The sequence below is a fragment of the Achromobacter marplatensis genome (genome assembly GCF_049060505.1).
GTDB lineage: Bacteria > Pseudomonadota > Gammaproteobacteria > Burkholderiales > Burkholderiaceae_B > Achromobacter > Achromobacter marplatensis_A.
The window spans coordinates 213,661-236,205 of the sequence record NZ_JBMGRB010000002.1 but is presented as its reverse complement, the minus strand read 5'-3'; the positions used below and the strand labels follow the sequence as shown (position 1 = coordinate 236,205).

General features: G+C 66.4%; 22 protein-coding genes. 19 read left to right on the top strand and 3 right to left on the bottom strand.

Features of this window, described 5'->3' with window-relative positions; genetic code table 11:
- Positions 1-4: 4 nt before the first annotated feature.
- The 14 genes from narJ to ACI0FO_RS05820 all read left to right on the top strand — a co-directional run bounded on the left by narJ (position 5) and on the right by ACI0FO_RS05820 (position 12,948).
- Positions 5-652, top strand: coding sequence for a nitrate reductase molybdenum cofactor assembly chaperone (narJ, locus tag ACI0FO_RS05885; RefSeq protein ID WP_416024901.1), 648 nt, complete (start codon positions 5-7; stop codon positions 650-652).
- A gap of 18 nt (positions 653-670) precedes the next feature.
- Complete coding sequence (narI, locus tag ACI0FO_RS05880) at positions 671-1,354, top strand: respiratory nitrate reductase subunit gamma (RefSeq protein WP_416024899.1); 684 nt, start codon at positions 671-673, stop codon at positions 1,352-1,354.
- A gap of 25 nt (positions 1,355-1,379) precedes the next feature.
- Positions 1,380-2,144: a peptidylprolyl isomerase gene (locus ACI0FO_RS05875; protein ID WP_416024898.1), complete on the top strand. Its 765-nt coding sequence runs from the start codon at positions 1,380-1,382 to the stop codon at positions 2,142-2,144.
- Positions 2,141-3,139, top strand: a complete 999-nt coding sequence (moaA, locus tag ACI0FO_RS05870; protein WP_416024897.1) for a GTP 3',8-cyclase MoaA — start codon at positions 2,141-2,143, stop codon at positions 3,137-3,139. Before ACI0FO_RS05875 ends, moaA begins: the two co-directional genes overlap by 4 nt.
- A gap of 1 nt (position 3,140) precedes the next feature.
- On the top strand, positions 3,141-3,800 hold the full coding sequence (locus ACI0FO_RS05865) for a carbonic anhydrase (RefSeq protein WP_169270287.1): 660 nt from the start codon (positions 3,141-3,143) through the stop codon (positions 3,798-3,800).
- Positions 3,797-4,294 carry a molybdopterin-guanine dinucleotide biosynthesis protein B gene (gene mobB / locus ACI0FO_RS05860; RefSeq protein ID WP_416024894.1) on the top strand — a complete coding sequence of 166 codons (498 nt, stop codon included), beginning with the start codon at positions 3,797-3,799 and terminating at the stop codon, positions 4,292-4,294. The genes ACI0FO_RS05865 and mobB overlap by 4 nt, the downstream gene beginning before the upstream one ends.
- Positions 4,295-4,340: 46 nt before the next feature.
- Positions 4,341-6,278: a type IV pili methyl-accepting chemotaxis transducer N-terminal domain-containing protein gene (locus ACI0FO_RS05855; RefSeq protein WP_416024892.1), complete on the top strand. Its 1,938-nt coding sequence runs from the start codon at positions 4,341-4,343 to the stop codon at positions 6,276-6,278.
- A gap of 12 nt (positions 6,279-6,290) precedes the next feature.
- On the top strand, positions 6,291-6,953 hold the full coding sequence (locus tag ACI0FO_RS05850) for a response regulator (protein ID WP_416024890.1): 663 nt from the start codon (positions 6,291-6,293) through the stop codon (positions 6,951-6,953).
- 83 nt (positions 6,954-7,036) lie between these two features.
- Entirely contained in the window at positions 7,037-8,053 is a 1,017-nt protein-coding gene (gene ubiU, locus ACI0FO_RS05845; RefSeq protein ID WP_416024889.1) for a ubiquinone anaerobic biosynthesis protein UbiU, read from the top strand.
- Entirely contained in the window at positions 8,050-8,943 is an 894-nt protein-coding gene (locus ACI0FO_RS05840) for a U32 family peptidase (RefSeq protein WP_416025663.1), read from the top strand. The genes ubiU and ACI0FO_RS05840 overlap by 4 nt, the downstream gene beginning before the upstream one ends.
- Positions 8,940-9,377: a ubiquinone anaerobic biosynthesis accessory factor UbiT gene (gene ubiT / locus ACI0FO_RS05835; RefSeq protein ID WP_416024888.1), complete on the top strand. Its 438-nt coding sequence runs from the start codon at positions 8,940-8,942 to the stop codon at positions 9,375-9,377. The genes ACI0FO_RS05840 and ubiT overlap by 4 nt, the downstream gene beginning before the upstream one ends.
- A 153-nt stretch (positions 9,378-9,530) precedes the next feature.
- Positions 9,531-10,883, top strand: a complete 1,353-nt coding sequence (locus tag ACI0FO_RS05830) for an MFS transporter (RefSeq protein ID WP_416024887.1) — start codon at positions 9,531-9,533, stop codon at positions 10,881-10,883.
- Positions 10,880-11,899, top strand: coding sequence for a histone deacetylase family protein (locus ACI0FO_RS05825; protein ID WP_416024886.1), 1,020 nt, complete (start codon positions 10,880-10,882; stop codon positions 11,897-11,899). Before ACI0FO_RS05830 ends, ACI0FO_RS05825 begins: the two co-directional genes overlap by 4 nt.
- 65 nt (positions 11,900-11,964) lie before the next feature.
- A complete protein-coding gene (locus ACI0FO_RS05820) occupies positions 11,965-12,948 on the top strand; it encodes a LysR family transcriptional regulator (RefSeq protein ID WP_416024884.1) in 984 nt (327 codons plus the stop codon).
- Here ACI0FO_RS05820 and ACI0FO_RS05815 read toward each other — a convergent pair.
- Both ACI0FO_RS05815 and ACI0FO_RS05810 read right to left on the bottom strand, forming a co-directional pair.
- Positions 12,869-15,112: an ABC transporter permease subunit gene (locus ACI0FO_RS05815; RefSeq protein ID WP_416024882.1), complete on the bottom strand. Its 2,244-nt coding sequence runs from the start codon at positions 15,110-15,112 to the stop codon at positions 12,869-12,871. The genes ACI0FO_RS05820 and ACI0FO_RS05815 overlap by 80 nt on opposite strands.
- A gap of 60 nt (positions 15,113-15,172) precedes the next feature.
- Complete coding sequence (locus ACI0FO_RS05810) at positions 15,173-16,195, bottom strand: amino acid ABC transporter substrate-binding protein (RefSeq protein WP_416024880.1); 1,023 nt, start codon at positions 16,193-16,195, stop codon at positions 15,173-15,175.
- Positions 16,196-16,364: 169 nt separating this feature from the next.
- Between ACI0FO_RS05810 and ACI0FO_RS05805 the strand changes: the two genes are divergently transcribed.
- On the top strand, positions 16,365-17,504 hold the full coding sequence (locus ACI0FO_RS05805) for an aminotransferase class V-fold PLP-dependent enzyme (protein ID WP_416024878.1): 1,140 nt from the start codon (positions 16,365-16,367) through the stop codon (positions 17,502-17,504).
- Positions 17,505-17,540: 36 nt separating this feature from the next.
- Positions 17,541-18,836 (top strand): O-acetylhomoserine aminocarboxypropyltransferase/cysteine synthase family protein, encoded by a 1,296-nt coding sequence (locus ACI0FO_RS05800; RefSeq protein WP_416024876.1) that lies wholly within the window; start codon positions 17,541-17,543, stop codon positions 18,834-18,836.
- A 73-nt stretch (positions 18,837-18,909) separates the two neighbouring features.
- Here ACI0FO_RS05800 and ACI0FO_RS05795 read toward each other — a convergent pair whose 3' ends face one another.
- Positions 18,910-19,833 (bottom strand): AraC family transcriptional regulator, encoded by a 924-nt coding sequence (locus ACI0FO_RS05795; RefSeq protein WP_416024874.1) that lies wholly within the window; start codon positions 19,831-19,833, stop codon positions 18,910-18,912.
- 211 nt (positions 19,834-20,044) lie between these two features.
- Between ACI0FO_RS05795 and ACI0FO_RS05790 the strand changes: the two genes are divergently transcribed.
- From ACI0FO_RS05790 to ACI0FO_RS05780, 3 genes are read left to right on the top strand one after another with little or no spacing between them, the layout of a single operon-like run.
- A complete protein-coding gene (locus ACI0FO_RS05790; RefSeq protein ID WP_416024872.1) occupies positions 20,045-20,599 on the top strand; it encodes a carboxymuconolactone decarboxylase family protein in 555 nt (184 codons plus the stop codon).
- Complete coding sequence (locus ACI0FO_RS05785) at positions 20,599-21,729, top strand: acyl-CoA dehydrogenase family protein (RefSeq protein WP_416025661.1); 1,131 nt, start codon at positions 20,599-20,601, stop codon at positions 21,727-21,729. The genes ACI0FO_RS05790 and ACI0FO_RS05785 overlap by 1 nt, the downstream gene beginning before the upstream one ends.
- On the top strand, positions 21,726-22,523 hold the full coding sequence (locus ACI0FO_RS05780; protein WP_416024870.1) for an ABC transporter ATP-binding protein: 798 nt from the start codon (positions 21,726-21,728) through the stop codon (positions 22,521-22,523). Before ACI0FO_RS05785 ends, ACI0FO_RS05780 begins: the two co-directional genes overlap by 4 nt.
- Positions 22,524-22,545: the final 22 nt, after the last annotated feature.

The window sequence follows — 22,545 nt, the reverse complement described above, 5'->3', positions numbered from 1 at the left end:
CTCCATGAACCTGTACCGTTTGCTTTCCGCTTTGCTCAGCTATCCCGAGCCCGAGCTGCTGGACGCCTTGGGCGACGTGGAGTCGGCGCTTGCCGCCGACCCCGATGCCGAGGAATCCCTGCAGCCGCTTATCGCCTACCTGGCCACCAACGGCTTGATCGCCGTGCAAGAGAACTACGTGGCCACGTTCGACCGCAACCGCTCGCATTCGCTGCACCTGTTTGAACACGTGCACGGCGAAAGCCGCGACCGCGGCCAGGCCATGGTCGACCTGCTGGAGACCTACCGCGGCCACGGCTTCGAACCCATCGTGTCCGAGCTGCCCGACCATGTGCCGTTGTTCCTTGAGTTTCTGGGGGTGATCGAACCCGGAGAAGCGCAGGAACTGCTGGACGAAGCGATCCATGTGCTGGCCGCCATCGGCGCGCGGCTCGCCAAGGGCGGCAGCCCCTACGCGGGCATCTTCGCGGTGCTGCGCGCGCAGTCCACCGTGACTCCGCGCGAACAGACGGCGCCGCCCGTGCGCGACATGGATGACGCCATGGAGACCTTCGGCGTCAGCCAGGACGGCGTGGAACCCTTGCTGCGGCCGTTCTCGGGCGATGGCGCGCAAACCCTGCGCTTCTACCCCCGGGCGCCGACCGCCCATTAATGCTCAGGACGACGCATCATGAATTCCCTGAATCAGTTTCTCTTCGGCATCTATCCCTATATTGCGCTGACGGTCTTCCTGCTGGGCAGCCTGGCGCGCTTCGAACGCGAGCAATACACCTGGAAGACAGATAGCTCGCAACTGCTGCACCGCGGCCAGTTGCGGCTGGGGAACATCCTGTTCCACGTCGGCATCCTGGGCCTGTTCTTCGGCCATCTGGCCGGCCTGCTCACGCCGGTCGTGGTGTGGGAGATCCTGGGCGTCTCGCACACGCTGAAGCAGACGGTCGCGATGGCGGCTGGCGGCATCATGGGCGGCATCTGCCTGATCGGCTTGTTGATCCTGATCCACCGCCGGCTGACCGATCCGCGCATCGCCCGCACGACGCGCCCCGGCGACAAGCTGCTGCTGTTGTGGATCCTTGTCACCTTGCTGCTGGGCCTGTCGACCATCGTGCTGTCGGCTGGCCACATGGACGGCGAAATGATGGTGCGCCTGATGACCTGGGCGCAGCACATCGTCACCTTCCAGGGCGACGCCGCCAGCCATATTGCCGACGTGCCCCTGCTGTTCAAGGCGCACCTGTTCATGGGCCTGACGCTGTTTGTCATCTTCCCGTTCACCCGCCTGGTGCACGTCTGGAGCGGCTTTGCCTCGCTGGGCTATCTGGGCCGCGCGTGGCAGTTGGTCCGCCCGCGCTGAATCGACACGCACCCAGGAGCCGAACATGCCTGTCATCGTCAATGGCGTCGAACTGAACGACGCAGATCTGGAACGTGAACTGCCGCTGCACGCGGATGCCGACAATCCGATGCGCCACGCGGTCACCGCGCTGGTCTTGCGCCGGGTGCTGCTGGACGAAGCGGAACGGCTTGGGCTGGCCGCCGAAGACGAAGAGGCCGCCCTCGGCGCCTTGCTCGCCGCGCAGGCGCCGGCGCCCGAAGCCGACGACGCTGCCTGCCGCCGCTTTTATCAGATGCACCCGCAACGTTTCATGGTGGGTGAGCTGGTTGAAGCCGACCACATCCTGTTCCAGGTCACGCCCAGCGTGAACCTGGACATGCTGCGCGCCCACGCCAACGTGGTGCTGCAGGAGCTGCTGGCCGATCCTTCGCGCTTCGCCGAGGTCGCGCGCGAGCAGTCCAACTGCCCATCGGCGACGGTGGGCGGCAACTTGGGCCAGTTGGGCCGCGGCGACACCGTGCCGGAGTTCGAACGGGCCGTCTTCGCGCTGCCCTCGGGCGGGTTGCTGCCGCAGTTGCTGCAAACCCGTCACGGGCTGCACATCGTGCGGGTGACGCGCCGCATCGAAGGCCGGCTGTTGCCGTATGAGCACGTGGCGCAGCAGATTGCCATGGCGCTCACCTCGATGAGCCGCGACACGGCCTGGCGGCAGTACACCAAGCTGCTGGTCGAGCGCGCCGACGTTCAGGGGATCGATCTTGCCGCTGGCGGCGAACCCGAACGTGTCTACGGCGGGAGCGCCGCATGATGGACGAGCCCGCTGCGGGACCGCTGACAGACGGATTCGGGCGCCGGATCGATTACCTGCGCGTTTCCGTTACCGACCGCTGCGATTTGCGTTGCAGCTACTGCCTGCCGAAGGACTTCAAGGGGTTCGAGACGCCGGCCAATTGGCTGCGCCATGACGAAATGGCCAGACTGGTCGGTCTATTCGTGGGCCTGGGCGTCAGCAAGGTCCGGCTGACGGGCGGCGAACCGCTGCTGCGCCGGGGCGTGGCCGATCTGGCGCAAGACATCGCCGCGATGCCGGGGCTGGCCGACCTGTCCGTCTCGACCAACGGCACGCAACTGGTCCGCCATGCCGAATCCCTGCGCGCCGCGGGCGTGAACCGGCTGAACATCAGCCTGGACACCCTGGATGCCGCGGCCTTCAGCCAGATCACCGGACGGGACTGCCTGGATTCGGTGCTGGCCGGCTTGGCCGCGGCCCGGCAAGCGGGCTATTCCCCCATCAAGCTGAACAGCGTGGTGCACGCCGCCACGCCCGAGGCCGAAGTGCGGCGCTTACTGGACTACGCCGTGGCGCAAGGGTTTGTGCTGCGCCTGATCGAACCGATGCCGATGGGCGAATGCGGCCGGGGCTTCACGCATACGGACCTGAACGCGTTGGGCGCGCGGCTGGCGGCCGACGCCGGGCTGGTGCCGTCGCTGGCCGGGGCGGGCACCGGACCGGCACGGTACTGGACAGCGGGCGAGGGTGCGCCGGTGCTGGGCGTGATTACCCCGATGTCGCGCCATTTCTGCGCCGCGTGCAACCGGGTGCGCCTGGGCGTGGACGGCACGCTATACCTGTGTCTGGGGCAGGAAGACCAGTTGCCGCTGGGCCGGCTGCTGCGCGGCGGGGCTAGCAACGCCCAACTGACGCGGGCGATTCTGGCGGGCATCGCCGCCAAACCGGAACGCCACGATTTCGTAAGCCGCCCTGAACGTATCGTGCGGTTCATGGCGCAAACGGGAGGCTGACATGGGAGATATCGAACGGTTCATCGACGGCTTCCAGCGGTTTCAGCAGCAATACTACGAACAGGCGCCCGCGCTGTACCGCAACCTGCGCGACGGCCAGCACCCCAGCACGCTGCTGATCGGCTGCTGCGATTCGCGCGTAGACCCCGCCATGATGCTGGGCTGCGACCCCGGCGACATCTTCGCGGTGCGCAATGTGGCCAATCTGGTGCCGCCCGCCAGCGCGGATCGGGGCCTGCAGGGCGTGCTGGCGGCGATACAGTTCGCGGTGGAACAGTTGCGGGTCAGCCGCGTCATCGTGCTGGGGCACGCGCATTGCGGCGGTATCCGGGCGCTGATGGAGCGGCGCACCCGCAGCGACGGCGAAACCGATTATCTGGAACGGTGGATGGATATTGCCGAGCCGGCGCGCCACCGCGTGCTGCGGCAGATGCCGGCTGCCACCGACGCGGAGCGCCGCCGCGCCTGCGAACAGGCGTCCATCCTGATCTCGCTGCGCAACCTCGAGGACCTTCCTTTCGTGCGCCGTGCCGTCCAGGCGGGCGATCTGACGCTGCACGGCTGGTACTTCGATCTGGTAGCCGGGGCATTGCTGGCATACTCGCCGCGGGCAGATGCGTTTCTGCCCATGGTCTGTCCCTTGTTTACGGAGCATGCATGATCCCAGTTTTCGGTATTGCCGGCCGGTCCGGCAGCGGCAAGACCACCCTGATCGAGGCGATGTTGCCGTTGCTGGCGGCGCGGGGCCTGCGCGTGAATGTCATCAAGCACAGCCATCACGACTTCCAGATGGAACCGCCGGGCAAGGACAGCGCGCGCTTTCGGTTGGCCGGCGCGCAGGAAGTGATGGTGGCGTCGCCGTACCGCTACGCCATCGTGCACGAGCTGCGGGATGCGCCGGAGCCGTCGCTGGCGCAACAGCTGGCCCGGCTGTCGCCGGCCGATCTGGTGCTGGTCGAAGGGTTCAAGCAGGCGGCGATCCCGCGGATCGAGGTCTTCCGGCCCGCGCTGGGCAAACCGCCGCTGCACGCCCAAGACAGCAGTTTCCTGGCGGTCGCGACCGACGCGCCGCTGGACGCCGGATTGCCCTGCCTGCCGTTGAACGAGCCGGCGCGGGTGGCGGATTTCCTGTGCGGCGCGCTGGGCCTGGAATGAAGGCGTCTACACTGTCAGCCGTACCGCCCCGCCTGCACCGATCGTTATGACGTCTTCCTCACCCATCGCCGGACTTGATGGCCTGCCTTCGCCCCGGCATCGCCTGTCCACGCGCATCATCGCCAGTTCACTGGCGGCGCTGGTGGTGGTGTTGTCGATGATCAGTTGGACGCTATGGCTGTCCTGGCAACTGGAAGGCGCGGGCGCGGCCATCAACGACACGGGCAGCCTGCGCATGCGCGCCAACCGCGTGGCGGTTGAACTGATGCGCCCGCAGGCGGGCCGCGAAGCCCGCACCCAAGAGCAAATCGCGGTGCTGGACGAAACCATCGCGCGGCTGGCGCGGGGCAACCCGGCCCGTCCGCTCTTCCTGCCCAGCAACGCCGAGATCCGCACACAATGGCACGACGTGGCCAGTTACTGGCAAGACGTCATGAAGCCGGCCGCGCTGCGCAGCATGGGGCAGCCCGACGCGGCGACGTATCTGCAGACCCTGCCTGAGTTCGTCTCGCGTGCCGATACGCTGGTGGGGATGATTGAGCAGGACAACGCGGGCAAGACCACGTCGCTGCGGTTGTCGCAGGGCATTCTGGCCGCGATCGCCAGCGCCGGCACGCTGGCGATGATCTATCTGCTGTATTTATGGATTATCGCGCCGGTGCTGCGGTTGCGCGACGGCTTGAAGCGCATGGCCGAACGCGAATTCAGCACGCGTTTGCCAGTGGAAAGCCAGGATGAATTCGGCCTGCTGGCCCGTGGCTACAACCGCATGGCGGACGAACTGCAAGACCTCTACACCGGCCTGGAACAGCGGGTAGAGCAAAAGACCGCGCAGTTGGCCGCGCAGAACCGCGACATCGGCGCGCTGTACGACATGGCGGCTTTCTTGAACCAGCCGAACGAGATCGAGGCCATGTGCGACGGCTTCCTGCGCCGCGTCATGCTGCAGTTCGACGCCGAAGGCGGCAGCATTCGCGCGCTGGATCCCACCAACGAAAAGCTGAACCTCGTGGTGTCGGTGGGCTTGTCCGACGAACTCGTGGAATCCGAACATTGCATGAAGGTCGGCGACTGCTATTGCGGCGTGGCGACCCGGCAGGCGGGCGTCATCGTCATCCAGGATTTCCGCCATGCGCCGCCCGAACTGGACCTGAACTGCCAGCGCGAGGGCTTTGCCAGCGTGGCGGTGTTCCGCATCGTGACCCGCGACGAGGTGCTGGGATCGTATTCACTGCATTTCCGCCAGCAACGCCATTTGGCGCCGTCCGATTCGCAGTTGCTGGAGACCCTGGGCCAGCACCTGGGCGTGGCGCTGGACAACCGGCGCTTAAGCGCGCAGGCGCGGCAACTGGCGGTGGTGCAGGAACGGGGGCTGGTCGCGCAGGGCCTGCACGACAGCCTGGCGCAGGGCCTGAATTTCCTGAACCTGCAATTGCAGATGCTGGACGGCGCGGTCAAGCGCGGCGACCAGGAAGAAGTCACCGAGATCCTGCCGTTGCTGCGCACGGGCGTGGATGAAAGCTACCAGGACGTGCGCGAACTGTTGACCAACTTCCGCAGCAAGCTGGGGCAGGGGGATCTGCAGGCCGCCATCGAATCCACCGTGGATCGCTTCCGCCGCCAGACCGGCATCGACACCGAGCTGCGGTTCGGTGGAGACGAAGGCGGTCCGCTGCCGCCCGAGCAGCAGTTGCAGGTGCTGTTCATCCTGCAAGAGGCGCTATCCAATGTGCGCAAGCACTCCGAAGCCAGCCAGGTGCAGATATCGGTAAGCAACGAGCGCGACTTCTCGCTGTCGGTCCGTGATAACGGACAAGGCTACGACGCGGACGAAGTGGCCGCGCGCGGCGAGTCCCATGTTGGCCTGCACATCATGCAAGAGCGCGCCGCGCGAATGCGCGCCGTGATAAAACTCGAATCCCAGCCCGGCGCCGGCACGCGCGTCGCGCTGACTTTGCCTGGCAGCGAACGCCAGGCCGCCTGACACGTTCCGAACATGCCTATCCGTATCCTCCTTGTCGATGACCACACGCTGTTCCGTTCCGGCGTGCGCCTGCTGTTGCAACGCCAGCCCGATTTTGAAGTGGTGGCCGAGGCGGGGGACGGCGTCGAAGGCATCAAGCGCGCCAAGGAACTGAAGCCCGATGTGGTGCTGCTGGACTTGAACCTGCCGGGCCTGTCCGGCCTGGAAACGCTGCAACTGCTGACCCAAGACCTGCCGTCTTGTGCCGTCATCATCCTGACGGTCTCGGAAGAGGCCGACGAGCTGGGCCAGGCCCTGCGCGACGGCGCGCGCGGCTATCTGGTGAAGAACATCGACGCCGAAGTGCTGACCACGGCCATCCGGCGGGCGGCGGCCGGCGAATCGGTCATCGCTGAAAGCATGACCGCCAAGCTGGTCGACCAATTCCGCGGGCAGGCCACGCTGGCGGCGCAGGCTTCCGGCAACGCGGAGCGCCACCGGCTGACCGCGCGTGAAACGCAGATCGTCCAATGCCTGGCGCGCGGCGCCAGCAACAAGGTCATTGCGCGCGAGCTTGACGTCAGCGAAAGCACCGTCAAGATCCATGTGCAGAATGTGCTGAAGAAGCTGAACCTGACCAGCCGCGTCCAGGTCGCGGTGTACGCCGTGGAACACGGCCTGCATTCCGAAGAATAGCGCCGCGTTTTTCAGCGCGCGGGCGTGGCCGCGTTTGATCTGCGACAAGGCCCGGATGGCGGCCGGACCCTAGACTGGCCGGCATGCAAACTCGAACCTCTCCTATAGAGCTCGTGGCCCCCGCCGGCAGCCTGGCTGCCTTGAAAGCCGCAATCGAGGCGGGCGCCGACACCGTCTATCTCGGGCTCAAGAACGCCACCAACGCCCGCAATTTCGCCGGGCTAAATTTCACCGAAAACGACATCCGGGCCGGCGTCGAACTGGCGCACCGAAAAGGGCGCCAGGTGCTGTTTGCCATCAACACATTCGTGCAGGCGGGTCGCGCGCAAGAGTGGCGCGACGCGGTGGATGCCGCTCACGGACTGGGCGCGGATGCGGTCATCATGGCCGATCCCGGCCTCTTGGCCTATGCCAGCGATCGCTATCCCGACTTGCGCTTGCACCTGTCCGTGCAGGGCTCCGCCACGCACGCCGACGCCATTGAACTGATGAAATCGCAGTTCGGCATCCGCCGTGTGGTGCTGCCACGCGTCCTGACCCTGGCCGAAGTCGCCCGCATCTGCGCGAACGTCAGCGTGGAAGTCGAAGTCTTCGGCTTCGGCAGTCTGTGCGTCATGGCGGAAGGCCGGTGCCTGCTGTCGTCCTACGCCACGGGCAATTCGCCCAACAACAAAGGCGTCTGTTCGCCCGCGCACGCCGTGCGCTGGGTGGAAGAGAACGGCCGCATGGACGCGCGCCTGTCCGGCATTCTCATCGACCGCTACGAACCCGGCGAGCCGGCCGCTTATCCCACGCTGTGCAAAGGGCGTTTCGACGTCGACGGCGTGGCCGATCACGCATTGGAAGAACCCACCAGCCTGAACGCGATCGGCTTGTTGCCGCGCTTGGCGGAAATGGGCGTGTCCGCCATCAAGATCGAAGGCCGCCAGCGCAGCCCGGCCTATGTCACGCAGGTGGTGTCCACGCTGCGCGCAGCGCTGGACAGCGTGCATGCCGACGCCGCGCGTTTTTCTCCGCGGCCCGAATGGAACGCCTTGCTGGCGCGCCATGCGGAAGGATCCCAAGTCACCCAAGGCGCATTTGAACGTCCATGGAAATGAACCCGAACGCATTCCAGATATCCGTTGGCCCGTTGCTGTACTACTGGCCGCGCCAGCGCACGCTGGACTTCTACGCCGACCTGGCCGAGAGCCCGGCCGACATCCTCTACATCGGCGAAACCGTCTGTAGCCGCCGCCACGAACTGCGCGCGGACGACTGGCTGGACCTGGCCCGAGACCTCCGCGATGCCGGCAAGACCGTGGTGCTGTCGGGGCGCACCCTGATCGAAACCGGGGCAGAGGCGCACGCCTTGAAAAAGCTCTGCGGCCAGGACGACTTCATGGTCGAGGCCGGCGAACTCGGCGCCATGCGGCATCTGGCAGGCCGCGCCTTCGTAGCCGGCCCGCATGTGAACGCCTATCACGGCGGCACGCTGCAATGGCTGGCGAGCCAGGGCGCGGTCCGTTTCGTGGCGCCGCTGGAAATGGACGGCGCCACCCTGGCGCGCCTGTTGGAAGAGCGCCCTGAGGGCATGGCGGCCGAAGTGATGGTGTGGGGCCGCATGGCGCTGGCCTTCTCGGCGCGTTGCTTCACCGCCCGGCACTTCCGGCTAAAGAAGGACGATTGCGGCTTCCGTTGCATCGAACACCCCGACGGGCTCGACATGCGCACCCGCGAGTCGCGCGAATTCCTAGGCATCAACGGCATTCAGGTGCAGTCCGCCGCCTGCCTGGACTTGCTGGCGCAAGCGCCCGACCTTGCCCGCATGGGCGTGGATGTCTTGCGCGTCAGCCCGCAGTCGGCCGGCACGCTGGATGCCGTGGCGGCGCTGGACGCGACCCGTCGCGGCGGCACGCCCGCGCCGGTTGCGCCGCCGGCCGGCATGGGGCGATGCAACGGCTATTACCACGGCCGCTCCGGCATCGAATTGCTGGAGGCCGCGGCATGAGTTCCGCCTTGAACCTGCGTCCGCCGGCGTGGCTTGCCCGCGTGGGCCGGCGCCTGCCGACGCCGATCGTATCGTTGCACTTCGTCGCGGGCCTGGAGCTGTCGCGACGGCTTAATTGGTTGCAGCCGCCAGCCGAACTGGACGGCCGCAGTTTCGCGATCACCATTGAAGACTTGGGCCTGCGCAGCGCTTTTTCGGTGCGTGACGGCGCATTCCGGCCCGCTTGGGACCGTGCGGTGTGTGACCTGGAACTGGGCGCCAAGCTGGCCGACCTGGTCAGCCTGGTTCGGGCGGAAACCGACGCGGATACCTTGTTCTTCCAACGCCGCCTGCGGATTTCGGGCGATACGGAACTTGGGCTGATCGTGAAGAACTGGCTGGATGCCGCGCCCCGGCCAGCTTGGCTGGAGCGGCTGCGCGGGGCGGCGGCTTAGCGCCACGGCGGCCCCGCGATAGCGCGGAAAAATAAGGGTTTTCACTCATTAGTCAAAGTAATTCGGGGGATAAGAAATAAGAATTTTTCTTATGGTGGGGCCAGGGCTATAACAGCGGGCTGATAGACCTCAACCACCTTAAGAGAGACAAACATGAGGGGAAAACCTGCGACAGGGCACCAGCCGGTGCGCGCGTCGACCGCCGCTTTCGTCGGCACCATGATCGAGTGGTACGACTTCTACATCTACGCCACTGCCGCGGCGCTGGTGTTCGGCAAGCTCTTTTTCCCATCTGCCACGGGCTTCTACGGCACCCTGGCCGCATTGGGCACGTTCGCGGTGGGCTTTTTCGCACGCCCGCTGGGCGGCGCGATCTTCGGCCATATTGGCGACAAGATCGGGCGCAAGAAATCGCTGGTGATCACGTTGGTCATGATGGGCAGCGTGACCGTATTGATCGGCCTGTTGCCCACCTACGCCTCTATCGGTTTCTGGGCGCCAGTGCTGCTGATCCTGCTGCGCATCGTGCAGGGCATCGCCGTGGGCGGCGAATGGGGCGGGGCGGTGCTGATGGCCGGCGAGCATTCGCCGGACCAGAGCAAGCGCACTTTCTTCGCGTCTTTTGCGCAATTGGGCAGCCCCGCCGGCCTGATTTTGTCGATGCTGATGTTCAAGCTGGTGACGGGCCTGGACGACGACGCGTTCCTGAGCTGGGGCTGGCGCGTGCCGTTCCTGTTTTCGGCCGTGCTGCTGATCGTGGGTTTCGTGATCCGCCTGAGCGTCAATGAATCGCCCGATTTCCTGGCCGAGAAGCAGGCACAGGCCGATCGCGCCAAGTCCGCCTCGGGCACCACATCCGCCACGCCCGTGCAGGCGCCGCTTGCCCAGGTGCTGCGCGGCGCGCCCCGTCTGTTGATGCTGGCGGTTGGGGCCAATGTGCTGGGCATCGCGGGCTTCTACTTCACCAACACGTTCATGATCGCCTATACCACGCAGTACGTGGGCCTGAACCGTGCCGTGATCCTGGACTGCCTGCTGGTCGTATCGATCATGCAGTTCTTCATCACGCCGCTGGCCGCTTACGTGGCCAGCCGTGTGGGCAACCTGCGGTTCCTGGGCGCCATGGCGTTCGTCTCGATGTTCACGCCCTACGTCATGTTCAACCTGGTCGACCAGGGCTCGCTAACCAGTATTACGCTGGGCGTCGGCGTGGCGGTATTCTTCATGGGCGCCTACTACGCGGTGATCGCGGGGTACGTCAGCGACAGCTTTCCGACCCGCATCCGCTACACCGGCATCTCCATGGCTTATCAGCTGTCGGGCGCCATCTTCGGCGGCTTGACGCCGTTGCTGGGCACCGTGCTGGCCGAGAATTTCAAAGGCCAGTGGTGGCCGCTGGCGCTGCTGTTTTCGGCGATATCGTTGCTTTCCCTGGTTTCCGTCCTGCTGCTGGGCAATGCCGGCCAGCGCACCCAGCACTTCCAACTGAAGGATCAGCAAGCATGAAGGCATTTTTCCACGACGACCAAAAGCTGCACCATCCGCAGACCTATTTCTCGCGCGGCAAGATGCGCACGCCGCAGGAGGTGCCGGCGCGGCTGGATGGCCTGGTGCAAGCGGCGCGCAAGTTGGGGTTCGACGTGCAGGCGCCGGCGGATCACGGGGCAGGGGCCTTGTCCGCCGTGCACTCCCTGGACTATCTGCAATTCCTGCAAAGCGCCCATGAAGACTGGATGAAACTGCCGGGCGATTGGGGCGGCGAAGTCGTCTCCAACGTGTTTGTCCGCGAACCCAATGCGTTGCGTGGCGTGTTGGCCAAGGCGGGCCGCTATTTGGCCGATGGCAGTTGCCCGGTGGGGCCGCACACCTGGCAGTCGGCGTATTGGGCGGCGCAGTGCGCGGTCGCCGGCGCCGAAGCCGTGTTGGCCGGCGACCGCCACGCCTACGCCATCTGCCGCCCGCCCGGCCACCATGCGCGTCGTGATGCGGCAGGCGGTTTCTGCTATCTGAACAACGCCGCCATCGCGGCCCAGCGTCTTCGGTCGGCATTCGGCCGCGTGGCGATTCTTGACACCGACATGCACCACGGCCAGGGCATCCAGGAGATTTTCTACGAGCGCAACGACGTGCTGTACGTGTCCATCCACGGTGACCCCGAAAATTTCTACCCGGTTGTCGCGGGCTTCGAGGACGAGCGCGGGGCCGGCGAGGGCTATGGCTACAACATCAACCTGCCCATGCCGCATGGATCCCCCGAGTCGGTATTCTTCGAACGGCTGGCCCAGGCGCGTCGGGCGATCGACCTGTTCCAACCGGACGCGCTGGTCCTGTCGCTGGGTTTCGACATCTTTGAAAAAGACCCGCAAGCCATGGTCAGTGTGACGGAAGACGGCTTCGAACGTCTGGGCCGGGAAGTCGGAAGCTTGCGGCTGCCGACCGTGATCGTGCAGGAAGGCGGCTACTATATCGAAGGGTTGGAATCCAACGCATCGCGGTTTTTCGCGGGGCTGTCCGGCGTTTGACGCGCGCGGCGCCGGCATGGCCAGCGGGGTTCGACAGCCTTTTTTTCGATCCCTTCCGCGACGCCATGCCCCAGCCGCCTGCCCGAAAACCCACTTCGCCGCCCACCGCGCTGACACTTGCGCCCGAACGCATGGACTGGAACCTGTTGCGCACGTTCATGTTCGTGGTGCAAGAGCGCGGCGTCGGCCGGGCGGCGCAGGCGCTGCACCTGAGCCAGCCGGCCGTCAGCCAGGCGCTCAAGCGGCTGGAAGAGGCGGTGGGCGGCTTGCTGCTGCACCGGCGTAACGGCGAATTCCGCTTGACCGGCCTGGGCGACGAGATCTACGCGATTGCCCGCGACATGTACGGCACGATGGCGCGCATCGAGAATGCCGCCACGCAGGACAAGGCGGAAATCGCGGGCACGCTGCGGCTGCTGGTGATGAGCAAGGTGCAAAGCCCGGCCTACGACGACTTCCTGGCGCAATTCCATCGGCGCTATCCCAAGATCGAATTCCACATGGACGTGCTGCCCAGCGCGGCCATCCTGGAGGCGCTGGCCAAGCGGGTGCCAGCCTTAGGCATCTGCCTGTGCCGCAAGCCGGTCGACGCCCTGGAGCGGCGCCTGTTCCTTAGGCATCAGTACGCGGTGGTTTGCGGCCGCCACCATCCGCTGTTCTCGAAGCAACGGGTCACCATCGAAGACCTGATGGACCAGAACTTTGTGTGCTTTGCCAGCGACCAGATCGGCGACACGCTGTCACCGCTGACCATTTTCCGTGACCAGCAAGGCTTCACGGGCCGGATCGTCGGCACGTCGCCCAATATCGAAGAGGTGCGGCGCATGGTGGTGGCCGGCATCGGGCTGAGCTTCTTGCCCGAACACCTGATTCGCCAGGATGTTGTCAACGGCGAACTGCGGCGCTTGCCGCCCGCCGAATCCGTGGCCGAGATCGATGTGTTTCTGACGTGGCACAAGCAGCGCAAGCTTACCGCGGTGGAAGTGGCGTACCTGAATGCCTTCGACCGCTTTTTAAGCCGCACGCCGCTGGCGTCGCGGGCGGGTTGATTTCCATCCGTTTGGCCACGCGCGATAGCGCCAGGCTTGCCGCGAAATATAACAACGCCACGGCCAGGTAGACCTCGACGTGGTAGGGCCGCCAGTCGGTGCCGGCAACCACCGCCTTGGCCGCGCCCAGCACGTCAAATACACCAATGATGCTGACCAGCGATGTGTCCTTGACGGCGCCCACGAAGACGCCCAGGGCGGCCGGCGCGGCGATGCGGCGGGCCTGGGGCCAGATCACCGTGGCATAGGCCGTGGCGGGGCGCATGCCCAATGCGCGCGCCGCCATCAATTGTCCCGGCGGGATGGCCTGTAGCGCACCGCGCAGCACTTCGGCAAGCAGGCAGGCGGTATGCAGCGTCAGCGCGGCCAGCGCCATGTTGAATTTCGACACGCCGCCGCCCAGCAGCATCGGCAGCACGAAAGAGGCGAACAGCAACTGTGTCACCAGTGGAACGCCGCGCACGGCTTCAATCAGGCCGGCGGCGGCCAGCGCGCCCACGCGGCTGCCGGACCGGCGCAGTAGCGCCAGCGCAAAGGCCAGCGGCACGGCGGCGGCCAAGGCGGCGATGGCGAGTATCAGCGTCACCAAGAGCCCGCCCCAGCGTTGCGGGCCGATCAAGGCGCCTTCCCAGGGCCAGCCCGTCAGTGCGCTGACGACGATCAGCAGCAGGGCGGCCAACGTGGCCAGGCGCGTCCTGGCGGGCACGCGTTGCCCGCCCAGCGTCAACGCGATGCCGCCCAGCAGCGCCGCGCAGGCGATGGCGCCGGGATAGCGGTCGGCCGGTGCCATCGTGCCGAAGAACAGCAGCGGCAGGTTTTCCCCCACGGCGGCCCAGCAGGCGCCGGCCGCGCTGGCGCACGCTGCGGGGTCGCCCCGCCAGACGGCCCGCAACACGGCCCAGTCCAGCAGCGCCCAGGCGACGGCGGCCAGTAGCACGGTCAAGGCTAACGACACCGCCTTGCGGCGCCACGGGCGCGCGTCGCTGCCGGCTGCGCGCCACAACGGGCGGTCGCCCAGCCTTGCGCCGTGCGTGTCGCCCGGGCCATGGCGGGTAATGCGCGCGTTCCAGGCCGACAGGCCGCCGCCCAGCACCAGCGCCAGCGTCAGATAGACCGCCACCGCCAGAGCGATGCCCTCCAGCGCCAGGCCGGTCTGCGTGATGGCGGTGTTGATGACGGCCATCAGTTCCTGGTAGCCAATGGCGATGGCCAGCGTGCTGTTCTTGACCAGCGCCAGGCATTGGTTTGCATAAGGGGGCAGGGCGACGCGCGTGGCGTAGGGGGCGATCACCCGGCGCAGTACGCCCCAAGGCGTCAGGCCCATGGCCTGCCCCGCCTCGACCAGCCCGACCGGCACGGCGCGTACCGAGGCCCGCACGATGTCGGCGATGTACGCGGCATGGAAGATGACCAGGCCGATCAGCAGCGCCGCGAACTCGATGCTGGGTTGCCATCCGCCTTGCAGGCCCAAACCGCGTTTGACCGGCAGGTCAATCCGCATGGCGGGCAGCAGGGTGCCCGCCAATATGGCGATGGCGAATGCGGCGAAGGCCAATGTGGCGATGGCGGCGCTATTGCCCCAACGGCGTTTTGCCCGCCAACCCAACGCCAGGGCCAGCAGCGCGATGGCGGCATAAGGCAACGCGCCTTGCACGGCGGGCAAAGCCAGCCCGCGGTTGGACAACAGCACCGACGGCAAGGGCGACCACGCCTGCCGCACGTCCGGCAGGCGTAGCAGCAATCCGTACCAGAGGAACAATTGCAGCAGCACGGGCGTGTTGCGCAACGGCGCGATGAGGGCGGCGGCGCAGCGCGCGGCCAGCGGATGGGCCGACAAGCGCATGAGACCCAACGCGATGCCAAGCGCGGTCGCAAGCGGAATCGCCACGGCCGCAACGGTCAGCGTATTGGCCAGGCCCGCCGCGATCGACATCCAGTAAGGGTCGTCCGGCGTGACGGCAAGCAGGCTTTCCGAAATCCGGAAGCCCGCAGGCTGAAGCAGGAATCCGAATCCGCCCTGGATGCCGCGCAAGGCCTGCACGGATTCGATATGCCCCAGCAGCACGGACGCCATGGCGCCCAGCGCGATGATCCAGGCCAGGGATGGCAGCCAGCGGCGCAGCGGGCCGGGGGAAGGGAAGGGGTGGGTCGTTACGGTCATCATGGCCAGTAGCAATGCAAAAGGCGGGCCATGGGCCCGCCTGCCGCGCTCAGAAGGTCAAATTCATTGGAACGGCGGCGAGTACAGCAGACCGCCCTGGTTCCATTGCGCGTTCAGGCCGCGGTCCAATTTCAGCGGCGTGGCGGCGCCCAGGTTGCGGTCCCACACTTCGCCATAGTTGCCGACGGCCTTGATGGCGTTCTTCGCCCAACTTTCGTCCAGGCCGAAGCTCTTGCCGATGCCCGCATCCACGCCCAGCAGGCGGCGGACTTGCGCGTCGCTGCTTTGCGTCTGGCTGTCGGCATTCTTGGCCGTGATGCCGAGCTCTTCGGCGGCAATCAGGGCGTTGACGGTCCAGCGCACGATAGCCGCCCAGTTGGCGTCGTCCTGCCGCACGAAAGGACCCAGGGGCGATTTGTTGATGCGTTCGGGCAAGATCACGAAGTCATCGGGCTTGCCGGCTCGCGCGGCGCGGCTGGCCGCCAGCGTGGAGGCGTCCGACAGGTAGACGTCGCAGCGGCCGGCATAGAAGGCCTGTTCAAGTTCCACCAGGTTTTCGATCACCACCGGGCGATACGTCAGTTTGTGCTTCTTGAAGTAATCGACCAGGTTCTGTTCGTTGACCGTGCCAGGCTGCACGCAGACCTGCGCGCCGTCCAGTTCGGTAGCGCTTTTGACGCCCAGCTTGCGCGGCACCAGGAAGCCCTGGCCGTCATAGAAGACGATGCCGGCGGACACGATCCCCAAGCCCGCGTCGCGGCTGGAGGTGATGGTTGTGTTGCGGTTCAGCACGTCGATCTCGCCGGACTGCAACGCCGGAAACCGCTGTTGCGAACTGAGCGGGACAAAGCGCGTTTTCTCGGCGTCGCCCAGCACGGCGGCCGCCAGCGCGCGGCACAGATCCGCGTCCAGGCCGGTCCAGCGGCCTTGTTTGTCGGCGATGGATAAGCCCGCCGACCCCTGGCTCACGCCGCACACCAGTTCGCCGCGTTTCTTGATGGTGTCCACCGTGCCGGCGTGGGCCGCGCCGGTGATCGTCAGCGCCGCCGCCACGCCCGCCACGTTGAGTAGTTGAGTCAGTCGCATGCCGTTCCCGTATCGTTTGTATGCAAGAAAGGCATGAATTATGGGCGGACACCCCGGGTTTCCGAGCGACTATATGGTCATATCAATATAAGAACTAAGCCTTATCCAGATCCGCGTCATATACCTAGAATTCCGGCATACCAAGTTGGAATCTCAGGGAAGGTCGCGCATGAGCTGGCAGGACGAATTCAGGCAGTTGTTTCCCATCACGCGTGACAAGGCCTACGCCAACATCGCCTATACCAGCCCGTTGTCGCCGAAGGTGGCGGACGCGGTCGCCGCCTTCTTCGACGGCATCACGCATGCCCGTAGCGACAAGCCGCAATGGCTGCGCGATGCAGACGCATTGCGCGTGCGGGTGGCCCGTTTGATCGGCGGAGACCCGCGCCGGCTGGCCTTCACGAAGAACACCACCGAAGGCTTGAACACCGTCGCGCAGGGCTTGGCATGGCAAGACGGCGACAACCTGATCGTCGACGACCAGGAACACCCTACAAACGCCTTACCCTGGCTGAATCTGCGCCGCCGCGGCGTGCAGGTGCGGGTGGCGCAAGCCAACGCGCACCGCTACACAGTGGATGATCTATGGCGCCACGTGGATGCCCGCACCCGGCTGGTCGCGGTGTCCTGGGTGCAGTACGGAACGGGCTTGCGCACCGACATCGCCGAGCTGGGCCGCCGTTGCGCGGCGCGCGGCATCTGGCTGGTTGTCGACGGCATCCAGGGCGCGGGCCTGCTACGCGCCCAGGTCGACGAATGGCGCGTGGACGCGTTCGCCTGCGGCGCGCACAAAGGCCTGCTTGGCCCGTTGGGCGTGGGATTCTTGCATGTGTCCCCCAAGCTGCTGGACGCGTTGGACCCGCTGTATATCGGCCCGTCAGGCGTGACCACCCTGGACAAGTCCGGCCTGCAATGGCAGGTGGGGGTGTCCGATGCGGGCGATGCCCGCCGGCTGGAATCCGGCAACCTGAACTATCCCGGTATTGCCGGCTGGGCGGGGGCGTTGGATTTGATCGAAGGCGCCGAACCCGAGCGCATCGAACCCTGGGTGCTGGAACTGTCGCAGGCGCTTGGCGATGGCCTGCGTGCGTTGGGCGCGCAGGTGGTGTCGCCGCCTGACGCCGCGTTGCGCAGCACGACCACGGCATTGCGCGTGCCCGATCCCGCCGCAGCCCTGGCGCATCTGCGCCAGGCGGGCGTGATCGCCAGCGTAGTGGAGTATGGTTACGTGCGCTTGTCCGTCGGCGCCTATAACAATCATGCAGACGTCGAACGCATCTTGCGCGCGGTGCGCGCGCTTGGCGTCTGACCAAAATCATCAATAACGTATTTCCAGGAGAGACACATGACTGAACCGAAGAAACCCAATTGGCGCTTGGAAACCATTGCCGTGCATGGCGGCTACCGGCCTGACCCCACGACGCGCGCGGTGGCCGTGCCCATCTATCAAACGGTCGCCTATGCGTTCGACGACACGCAACATGGCGCCGACCTGTTCGATTTGAAGGTGCCGGGCAACATCTACACCCGCATCATGAACCCCACGACCGACGTGCTGGAGCAACGCGTGGCGGCATTGGAAGGCGGGATCGCCGCGCTGGCGCTGGCTTCGGGCCAGGCCGCGGTCACCTATTCCATCCTGACCATCGCCGAAGCAGGCGACAACATCGTGTCGTCCAGCACGCTGTACGGCGGCACCTACAATTTGCTGGCGCACACGTTGCCGCAGTACGGCATTACGACGCGCTTCGCCAACCCCAGCGATGTGGCGGCTTTCGAGGCGCTGATCGACGACCGCACCAAGGCCATCTTCGCGGAATCGGTGGGCAATCCGCTGGGCAACATCACCGACATCGCTGCGCTGGCCGACGTGGCGCACCGCCATGGCCTGCCGCTGATCGTGGACAACACCGTGCCGTCGCCGTACCTGCTGCGCCCGATCGAGCACGGCGCCGACATCGTGGTGCAGTCGTTGACCAAGTACCTGGGCGGCCACGGCACCAGCCTGGGCGGCGCCATCATCGATTCCGGCAAGTTCCCGTGGGCCGAGCATAAAGCGCGTTTCAAGCGCCTGAACGAACCCGACGTCAGCTATCACGGCGTGGTCTATACCGAAGCCTTCGGCGCGGCCGCGTACATCGGCCGCGCGCGGGTGGTGCCGTTGCGCAATACGGGCGCGGCGATTTCGCCGTTCAACTCCTTCCAGATCCTGCAAGGCATCGAAACCCTGGCGCTGCGCGTCGACCGCATCGTCGAGAACGCCGTCAAGGTGGCCAGCTACCTGCGCGAGCACCCGAAGGTGGAATGGGTCAATTACGCCGGCCTGCCGGACCACCCCGACCACGCGCTGGCGCAGAAATACCTGGGCGGCAAGGTCCCGGGCCTGTTCACCTTTGGCGTGAACGGCGGCCGCGATGCCGGCGCGCGCTTCCAGGACGCCCTGCAGCTGTTCACGCGCCTGGTCAACATCGGCGACTCGAAGTCGCTGGCCACGCATCCGGCCTCTACCACGCACCGTCAATTGAATCCGGAAGAGCTGCAAAAGGCCGGCGTGCGCGAAGAGACCGTGCGCCTGTCGATCGGCATCGAACACATCGACGACCTGATCGCCGACCTGGAACAGGCGCTGGCCCAGGTGTGACGCCTTGACATCGATTCCTTCATGGCACGCCGCCTGAAGGGGCGGTGCCGAAGGACGGGGCGCGCCCGCGCGCCTAGCCTTGCGCAGCGCCCCGTTTGCGCCAGGACGAAGGGGCCACGCCCTCTGTCCGCTGGAACACGCGGCTGAACGCGGCCTGGGATTGGTACCCCACGCGTTCGGCGGCGTCCTGGATGCCCATGCCCTGGCTCAAGAGGCGTCGCGCCACGCGCATGCGCAGGCGTTGCAGCAATTGCGCAGGGGTTGTGCCGCTTTGCAGCGTGAAGCGCCGATGGAACGTCGCCTTGGACATATGCAGGCGGTCGGCCATGTCCTGCAGGCTCCAGGTGGCGGCGGGATCTTCCAGAATGGCTTGAAGCAGGCCCGCCATGGCCGGATCCCGCGCCAGCACGAACAGGCCGTAGGCCTGCCGGTCGTGGATGGCCAGATGACGCAGCATGAAGAAGATCAGCAGGTCGGTCAGCCGTTCCAGCACCACGGGCGACGCGCCGGGCTCGCGCGCGGTTTCCCCCAATATCAATTCAAACACGCCCCGCGCCGTGCGGAAGCGTTCGTCGTCGGCGCGCAGCACCAGATAGTCGGGCAGGGTATCGGCCAGCAGGTCCGCCAGCCCGGGGCGAAACTGGAAAAAACCGCAAGCAAGGCCCGTGCTGTCGGCTTGCCGCGGCAGCAGCGGTTCCATGGCGGCGCACCGGGCGGCGCCGGGCGCGGGCGGGTCCAGCGGCGTCAAGGCATGCGGGATGTCGCGCAGGAAAAAAATGCCGTCGCCAGCGGCCAGGGTCAAGGGCGCTTCGTCTTCGCCCAGGTCGACCCGGCAGCGGCCGTGCAAGATCAAATGGAAACTGGCGCGCGCCCGCCCGCTGGTGCTGGCGGACCAATTGCCGCAGTACTGCCCCAGGTGATACAGGCTGGATTGAACTTCCAGGCTGGACAGCAGCAGCGCGTCGACGGCGGCCTGGTCGGTATGATCGGGATGCAAGGGCAAGGTGGTTAGGCAGGCGGTGATGGCATGAAACTGATCCGGTCGGCAAGCCGGTGCAGTTCAGGAGGATGATCGCGGATTGAATCCGGTTATAAGCGCATAGCTGAAAGTCGATAAGATCTAGCATCAAGTTGCGATCTTCATGCATTGTCGCTTGCCGCCGGCCACCCGCACAATATGGTTTTCTACGATACCCCAGGAGATCTTCATGGCTCGTTTGCCCGTCCATACCGCGCAAAGCGCTCCCGAACCCACGCGCGCTGCATTGGCCGCGGCGGAACAGGCGTCGGGATACCTGTCCAACCTGCTGGGAGTGCTGGCTAACGCGCCTGTCGCGCTGGAAGCGTATCAGACGCTATCGCAGATCAATGCGCGCGCGGGCTTGACCTTGCAAGAGCGCGAAGTGGTCCAGTTGGTGGCCGGAACGCGTCATGGCTGCACGTTCTGCGTGGCCGGCCATACGGCGATCGCGCGCAACAAGGCGCGGCTATCGCCGGAAGTCGTGGACGCGCTGCGCGCCCAGGGCGTGCTGCCCGATGAACGTTTGCAGGCCCTGGCCGCCTTCACCGAGGCCGTCATCCAGACGCGCGGCCGTGTGGGCGACGACGCCTTGCAGGCGCTGCGCGACGCTGGTTATTCGGATGGCAATGCGCTGGAAGTCATCGTGGGCGTCGGGCTGGCCACGATCTGCAACTTTGGCAACAACCTGGCCCAGACGCCCTTGAACGATCAATTGCGCGACTACGCCTGGAGCGGCGCGTGATGGCGGGGCAACCGCTCGGCGCAGGGCGCGCCGTGGGCTGGGCCTTGCCCCAGGATCTGGCGGCATGGCTGGATCAGCACGCCGACGCCCTGGACGACGGCAGCCTGGACGCCGCCACCGTGCTGCCCCGGCTGGCTAGCGCCGGCCTGTTCCGCATCGGCGTGCCGGCAGAGCAGGGCGGCCTGCGCGGCACCGACATCGGCGACGCGATCGAAGCGGTATCGCAGGTGGCGGAACGTTCGGTCGCCAGCGCCTTCGTGGTCTGGAGCCAGCGCGTCTTCATCGAATACCTGTTGCGCAGCCCGAACACGGCGTTGGCCGACGCCTGGATGGCGCGGCTGTTGGCGGGCGAACAGGCCGGCGCCACCGCGCTATCGAACGCCATGAAGTTCTTGTCGGGTATCGAGTCGCTGCAGATCGGCGCCAGCGACGCTGGCGGCGAATGGGTATTGGATGGCCGCATGCCGTGGGTGACGAACCTGCGTCCGCAGGGGTTTCTGGTGGCGGCGGCCGTTACGGCGCCCGACGGCACGCCCGCCGTGGTGGCGCTGCCGCACGACATCGCGGGCCTGGTCCGCAGCCCGGATCTGTCCCTGCTGGCCCTGCAATCCAGCAACACCGCGGCGTTGGCCGTGCAGGGCGTGCGCATCGGCCCGGAATGGCTGATCCATCCCGATGCCCGGCAGTACCTGCCCGGCGCGCGTCCGGCCTTCGCCGGCCTGCAATGCGGCCTGTCCATCGGGCTGGCCCGCCGTGCGCTGCAAGCCGCAACGCAAACCGGCCAAGGCCAGGCGTCGCGCGGCATCCTGGGTGAACCGTTGCAAGCGCTGCGGGCGCAGGTCGATGGGCTGGCCGCCAGCCTGATCGCCGGCGTGCGCAGCGAACGCTTCGTGGCCGAACCCTGGGCCTTGTTCGAGATCCGCATCGCGCTGGCGGAAGCCGCCAATCAGGCGGTGCAGCTGGAATTGCAGGCCAGCGGCGGCGCGGCGTATCTGAAGCCCGCCGGGGCAGGTTTTGCGCGGCGCTGGCGCGAAGCCGCCTTCCTGCCGATCGTCACGCCCAGCCTGGTCCAATTGAAGACCGAATTGGCCAAACGGCAGGCCAGACTGGCTGCCGAGGTCGCCGCATGACGGCCGGCACACCGCCGGTTCTGCAGGCGCGCGGCCTGGCGCTGCGCTATGCCGGCGCGGCCAGCCCCGTCTTCCATGGCGTGGATCTGGATTTGGCGCGCGGTGAAGTGGTGGCGGTGCTGGGCGCCAGCGGGGCGGGCAAGTCCAGCTTGCTGCGCGTGCTGGCGGGCTTGCAGCCCGCCACGGCCGGATCGCTGTTGATGGAAGGCGCGCCGTTGACGGGCGTGCACCCCCGCGTGGCCGTTGCTTTCCAGGATCCCAGCCTCTTGCCTTGGCTGTCGCTGGAACGCAATGTTGCGTTCGGTCTGGATTTCGCCCATCAACCCGTGTTGACGGACGACCAGCGCCGGACGCGGATTGACCAAGCCATTGACGAAGTCGGCCTGTCGCATGCCCGGCACCAGCGGCCGTCGCAATTGTCCGGCGGCATGGCGCAGCGCACCGCGCTGGCACGCTGCCTGGCGCGTCAGCCGTCGGTGCTGCTGCTGGACGAACCCTTCGGCGCGCTGGACGAAGTCACCCGCAGCGACATGCAAACGCTGCTGCGTAAAGTGGTGGCCGATTTCCAGACCGCCGCCGTCCTGATCACGCATGATATCGACGAAGCGCTGGTGCTGGCCGACCGGATCGTCCTGCTGGGCGGCGCGCCCGGACGCATCCTGGGCGAATGGCAGGTGGATCTGCCGCAGCCGCGCGCCGACCTGCTGCCGGAAATGGGCGTGCTGCGCCTGGAAATCCTGACCCGTCTGCGCGCCGCGCTGCGGGCCGTGCGCGGCGATCCCGCGCTGGTTTGAACGGACGTTCGTCCACCAAGGA

What these genes read in the sequence shown, in the direction of transcription:
- narJ (WP_416024901.1), top strand. Translation starts at nt 5, where the DNA reads ATGAACCTGTACCGTTTGCTTTCCGCTTTGCTCAGCTATCCCGAGCCC.
- narI (WP_416024899.1), top strand. Translation starts at nt 671, where the DNA reads ATGAATTCCCTGAATCAGTTTCTCTTCGGCATCTATCCCTATATTGCG.
- ACI0FO_RS05875 (WP_416024898.1), top strand. Translation starts at nt 1,380, where the DNA reads ATGCCTGTCATCGTCAATGGCGTCGAACTGAACGACGCAGATCTGGAA.
- moaA (WP_416024897.1), top strand. Translation starts at nt 2,141, where the DNA reads ATGATGGACGAGCCCGCTGCGGGACCGCTGACAGACGGATTCGGGCGC.
- ACI0FO_RS05865 (WP_169270287.1), top strand. Translation starts at nt 3,141, where the DNA reads ATGGGAGATATCGAACGGTTCATCGACGGCTTCCAGCGGTTTCAGCAG.
- mobB (WP_416024894.1), top strand. Translation starts at nt 3,797, where the DNA reads ATGATCCCAGTTTTCGGTATTGCCGGCCGGTCCGGCAGCGGCAAGACC.
- ACI0FO_RS05855 (WP_416024892.1), top strand. Translation starts at nt 4,341, where the DNA reads ATGACGTCTTCCTCACCCATCGCCGGACTTGATGGCCTGCCTTCGCCC.
- ACI0FO_RS05850 (WP_416024890.1), top strand. Translation starts at nt 6,291, where the DNA reads ATGCCTATCCGTATCCTCCTTGTCGATGACCACACGCTGTTCCGTTCC.
- ubiU (WP_416024889.1), top strand. Translation starts at nt 7,037, where the DNA reads ATGCAAACTCGAACCTCTCCTATAGAGCTCGTGGCCCCCGCCGGCAGC.
- ACI0FO_RS05840 (WP_416025663.1), top strand. Translation starts at nt 8,050, where the DNA reads ATGAACCCGAACGCATTCCAGATATCCGTTGGCCCGTTGCTGTACTAC.
- ubiT (WP_416024888.1), top strand. Translation starts at nt 8,940, where the DNA reads ATGAGTTCCGCCTTGAACCTGCGTCCGCCGGCGTGGCTTGCCCGCGTG.
- ACI0FO_RS05830 (WP_416024887.1), top strand. Translation starts at nt 9,531, where the DNA reads ATGAGGGGAAAACCTGCGACAGGGCACCAGCCGGTGCGCGCGTCGACC.
- ACI0FO_RS05825 (WP_416024886.1), top strand. Translation starts at nt 10,880, where the DNA reads ATGAAGGCATTTTTCCACGACGACCAAAAGCTGCACCATCCGCAGACC.
- ACI0FO_RS05820 (WP_416024884.1), top strand. Translation starts at nt 11,965, where the DNA reads ATGCCCCAGCCGCCTGCCCGAAAACCCACTTCGCCGCCCACCGCGCTG.
- ACI0FO_RS05815 (WP_416024882.1), bottom strand. Translation starts at nt 15,112, where the DNA reads ATGATGACCGTAACGACCCACCCCTTCCCTTCCCCCGGCCCGCTGCGC.
- ACI0FO_RS05810 (WP_416024880.1), bottom strand. Translation starts at nt 16,195, where the DNA reads ATGCGACTGACTCAACTACTCAACGTGGCGGGCGTGGCGGCGGCGCTG.
- ACI0FO_RS05805 (WP_416024878.1), top strand. Translation starts at nt 16,365, where the DNA reads ATGAGCTGGCAGGACGAATTCAGGCAGTTGTTTCCCATCACGCGTGAC.
- ACI0FO_RS05800 (WP_416024876.1), top strand. Translation starts at nt 17,541, where the DNA reads ATGACTGAACCGAAGAAACCCAATTGGCGCTTGGAAACCATTGCCGTG.
- ACI0FO_RS05790 (WP_416024872.1), top strand. Translation starts at nt 20,045, where the DNA reads ATGGCTCGTTTGCCCGTCCATACCGCGCAAAGCGCTCCCGAACCCACG.
- ACI0FO_RS05785 (WP_416025661.1), top strand. Translation starts at nt 20,599, where the DNA reads ATGGCGGGGCAACCGCTCGGCGCAGGGCGCGCCGTGGGCTGGGCCTTG.
- ACI0FO_RS05780 (WP_416024870.1), top strand. Translation starts at nt 21,726, where the DNA reads ATGACGGCCGGCACACCGCCGGTTCTGCAGGCGCGCGGCCTGGCGCTG.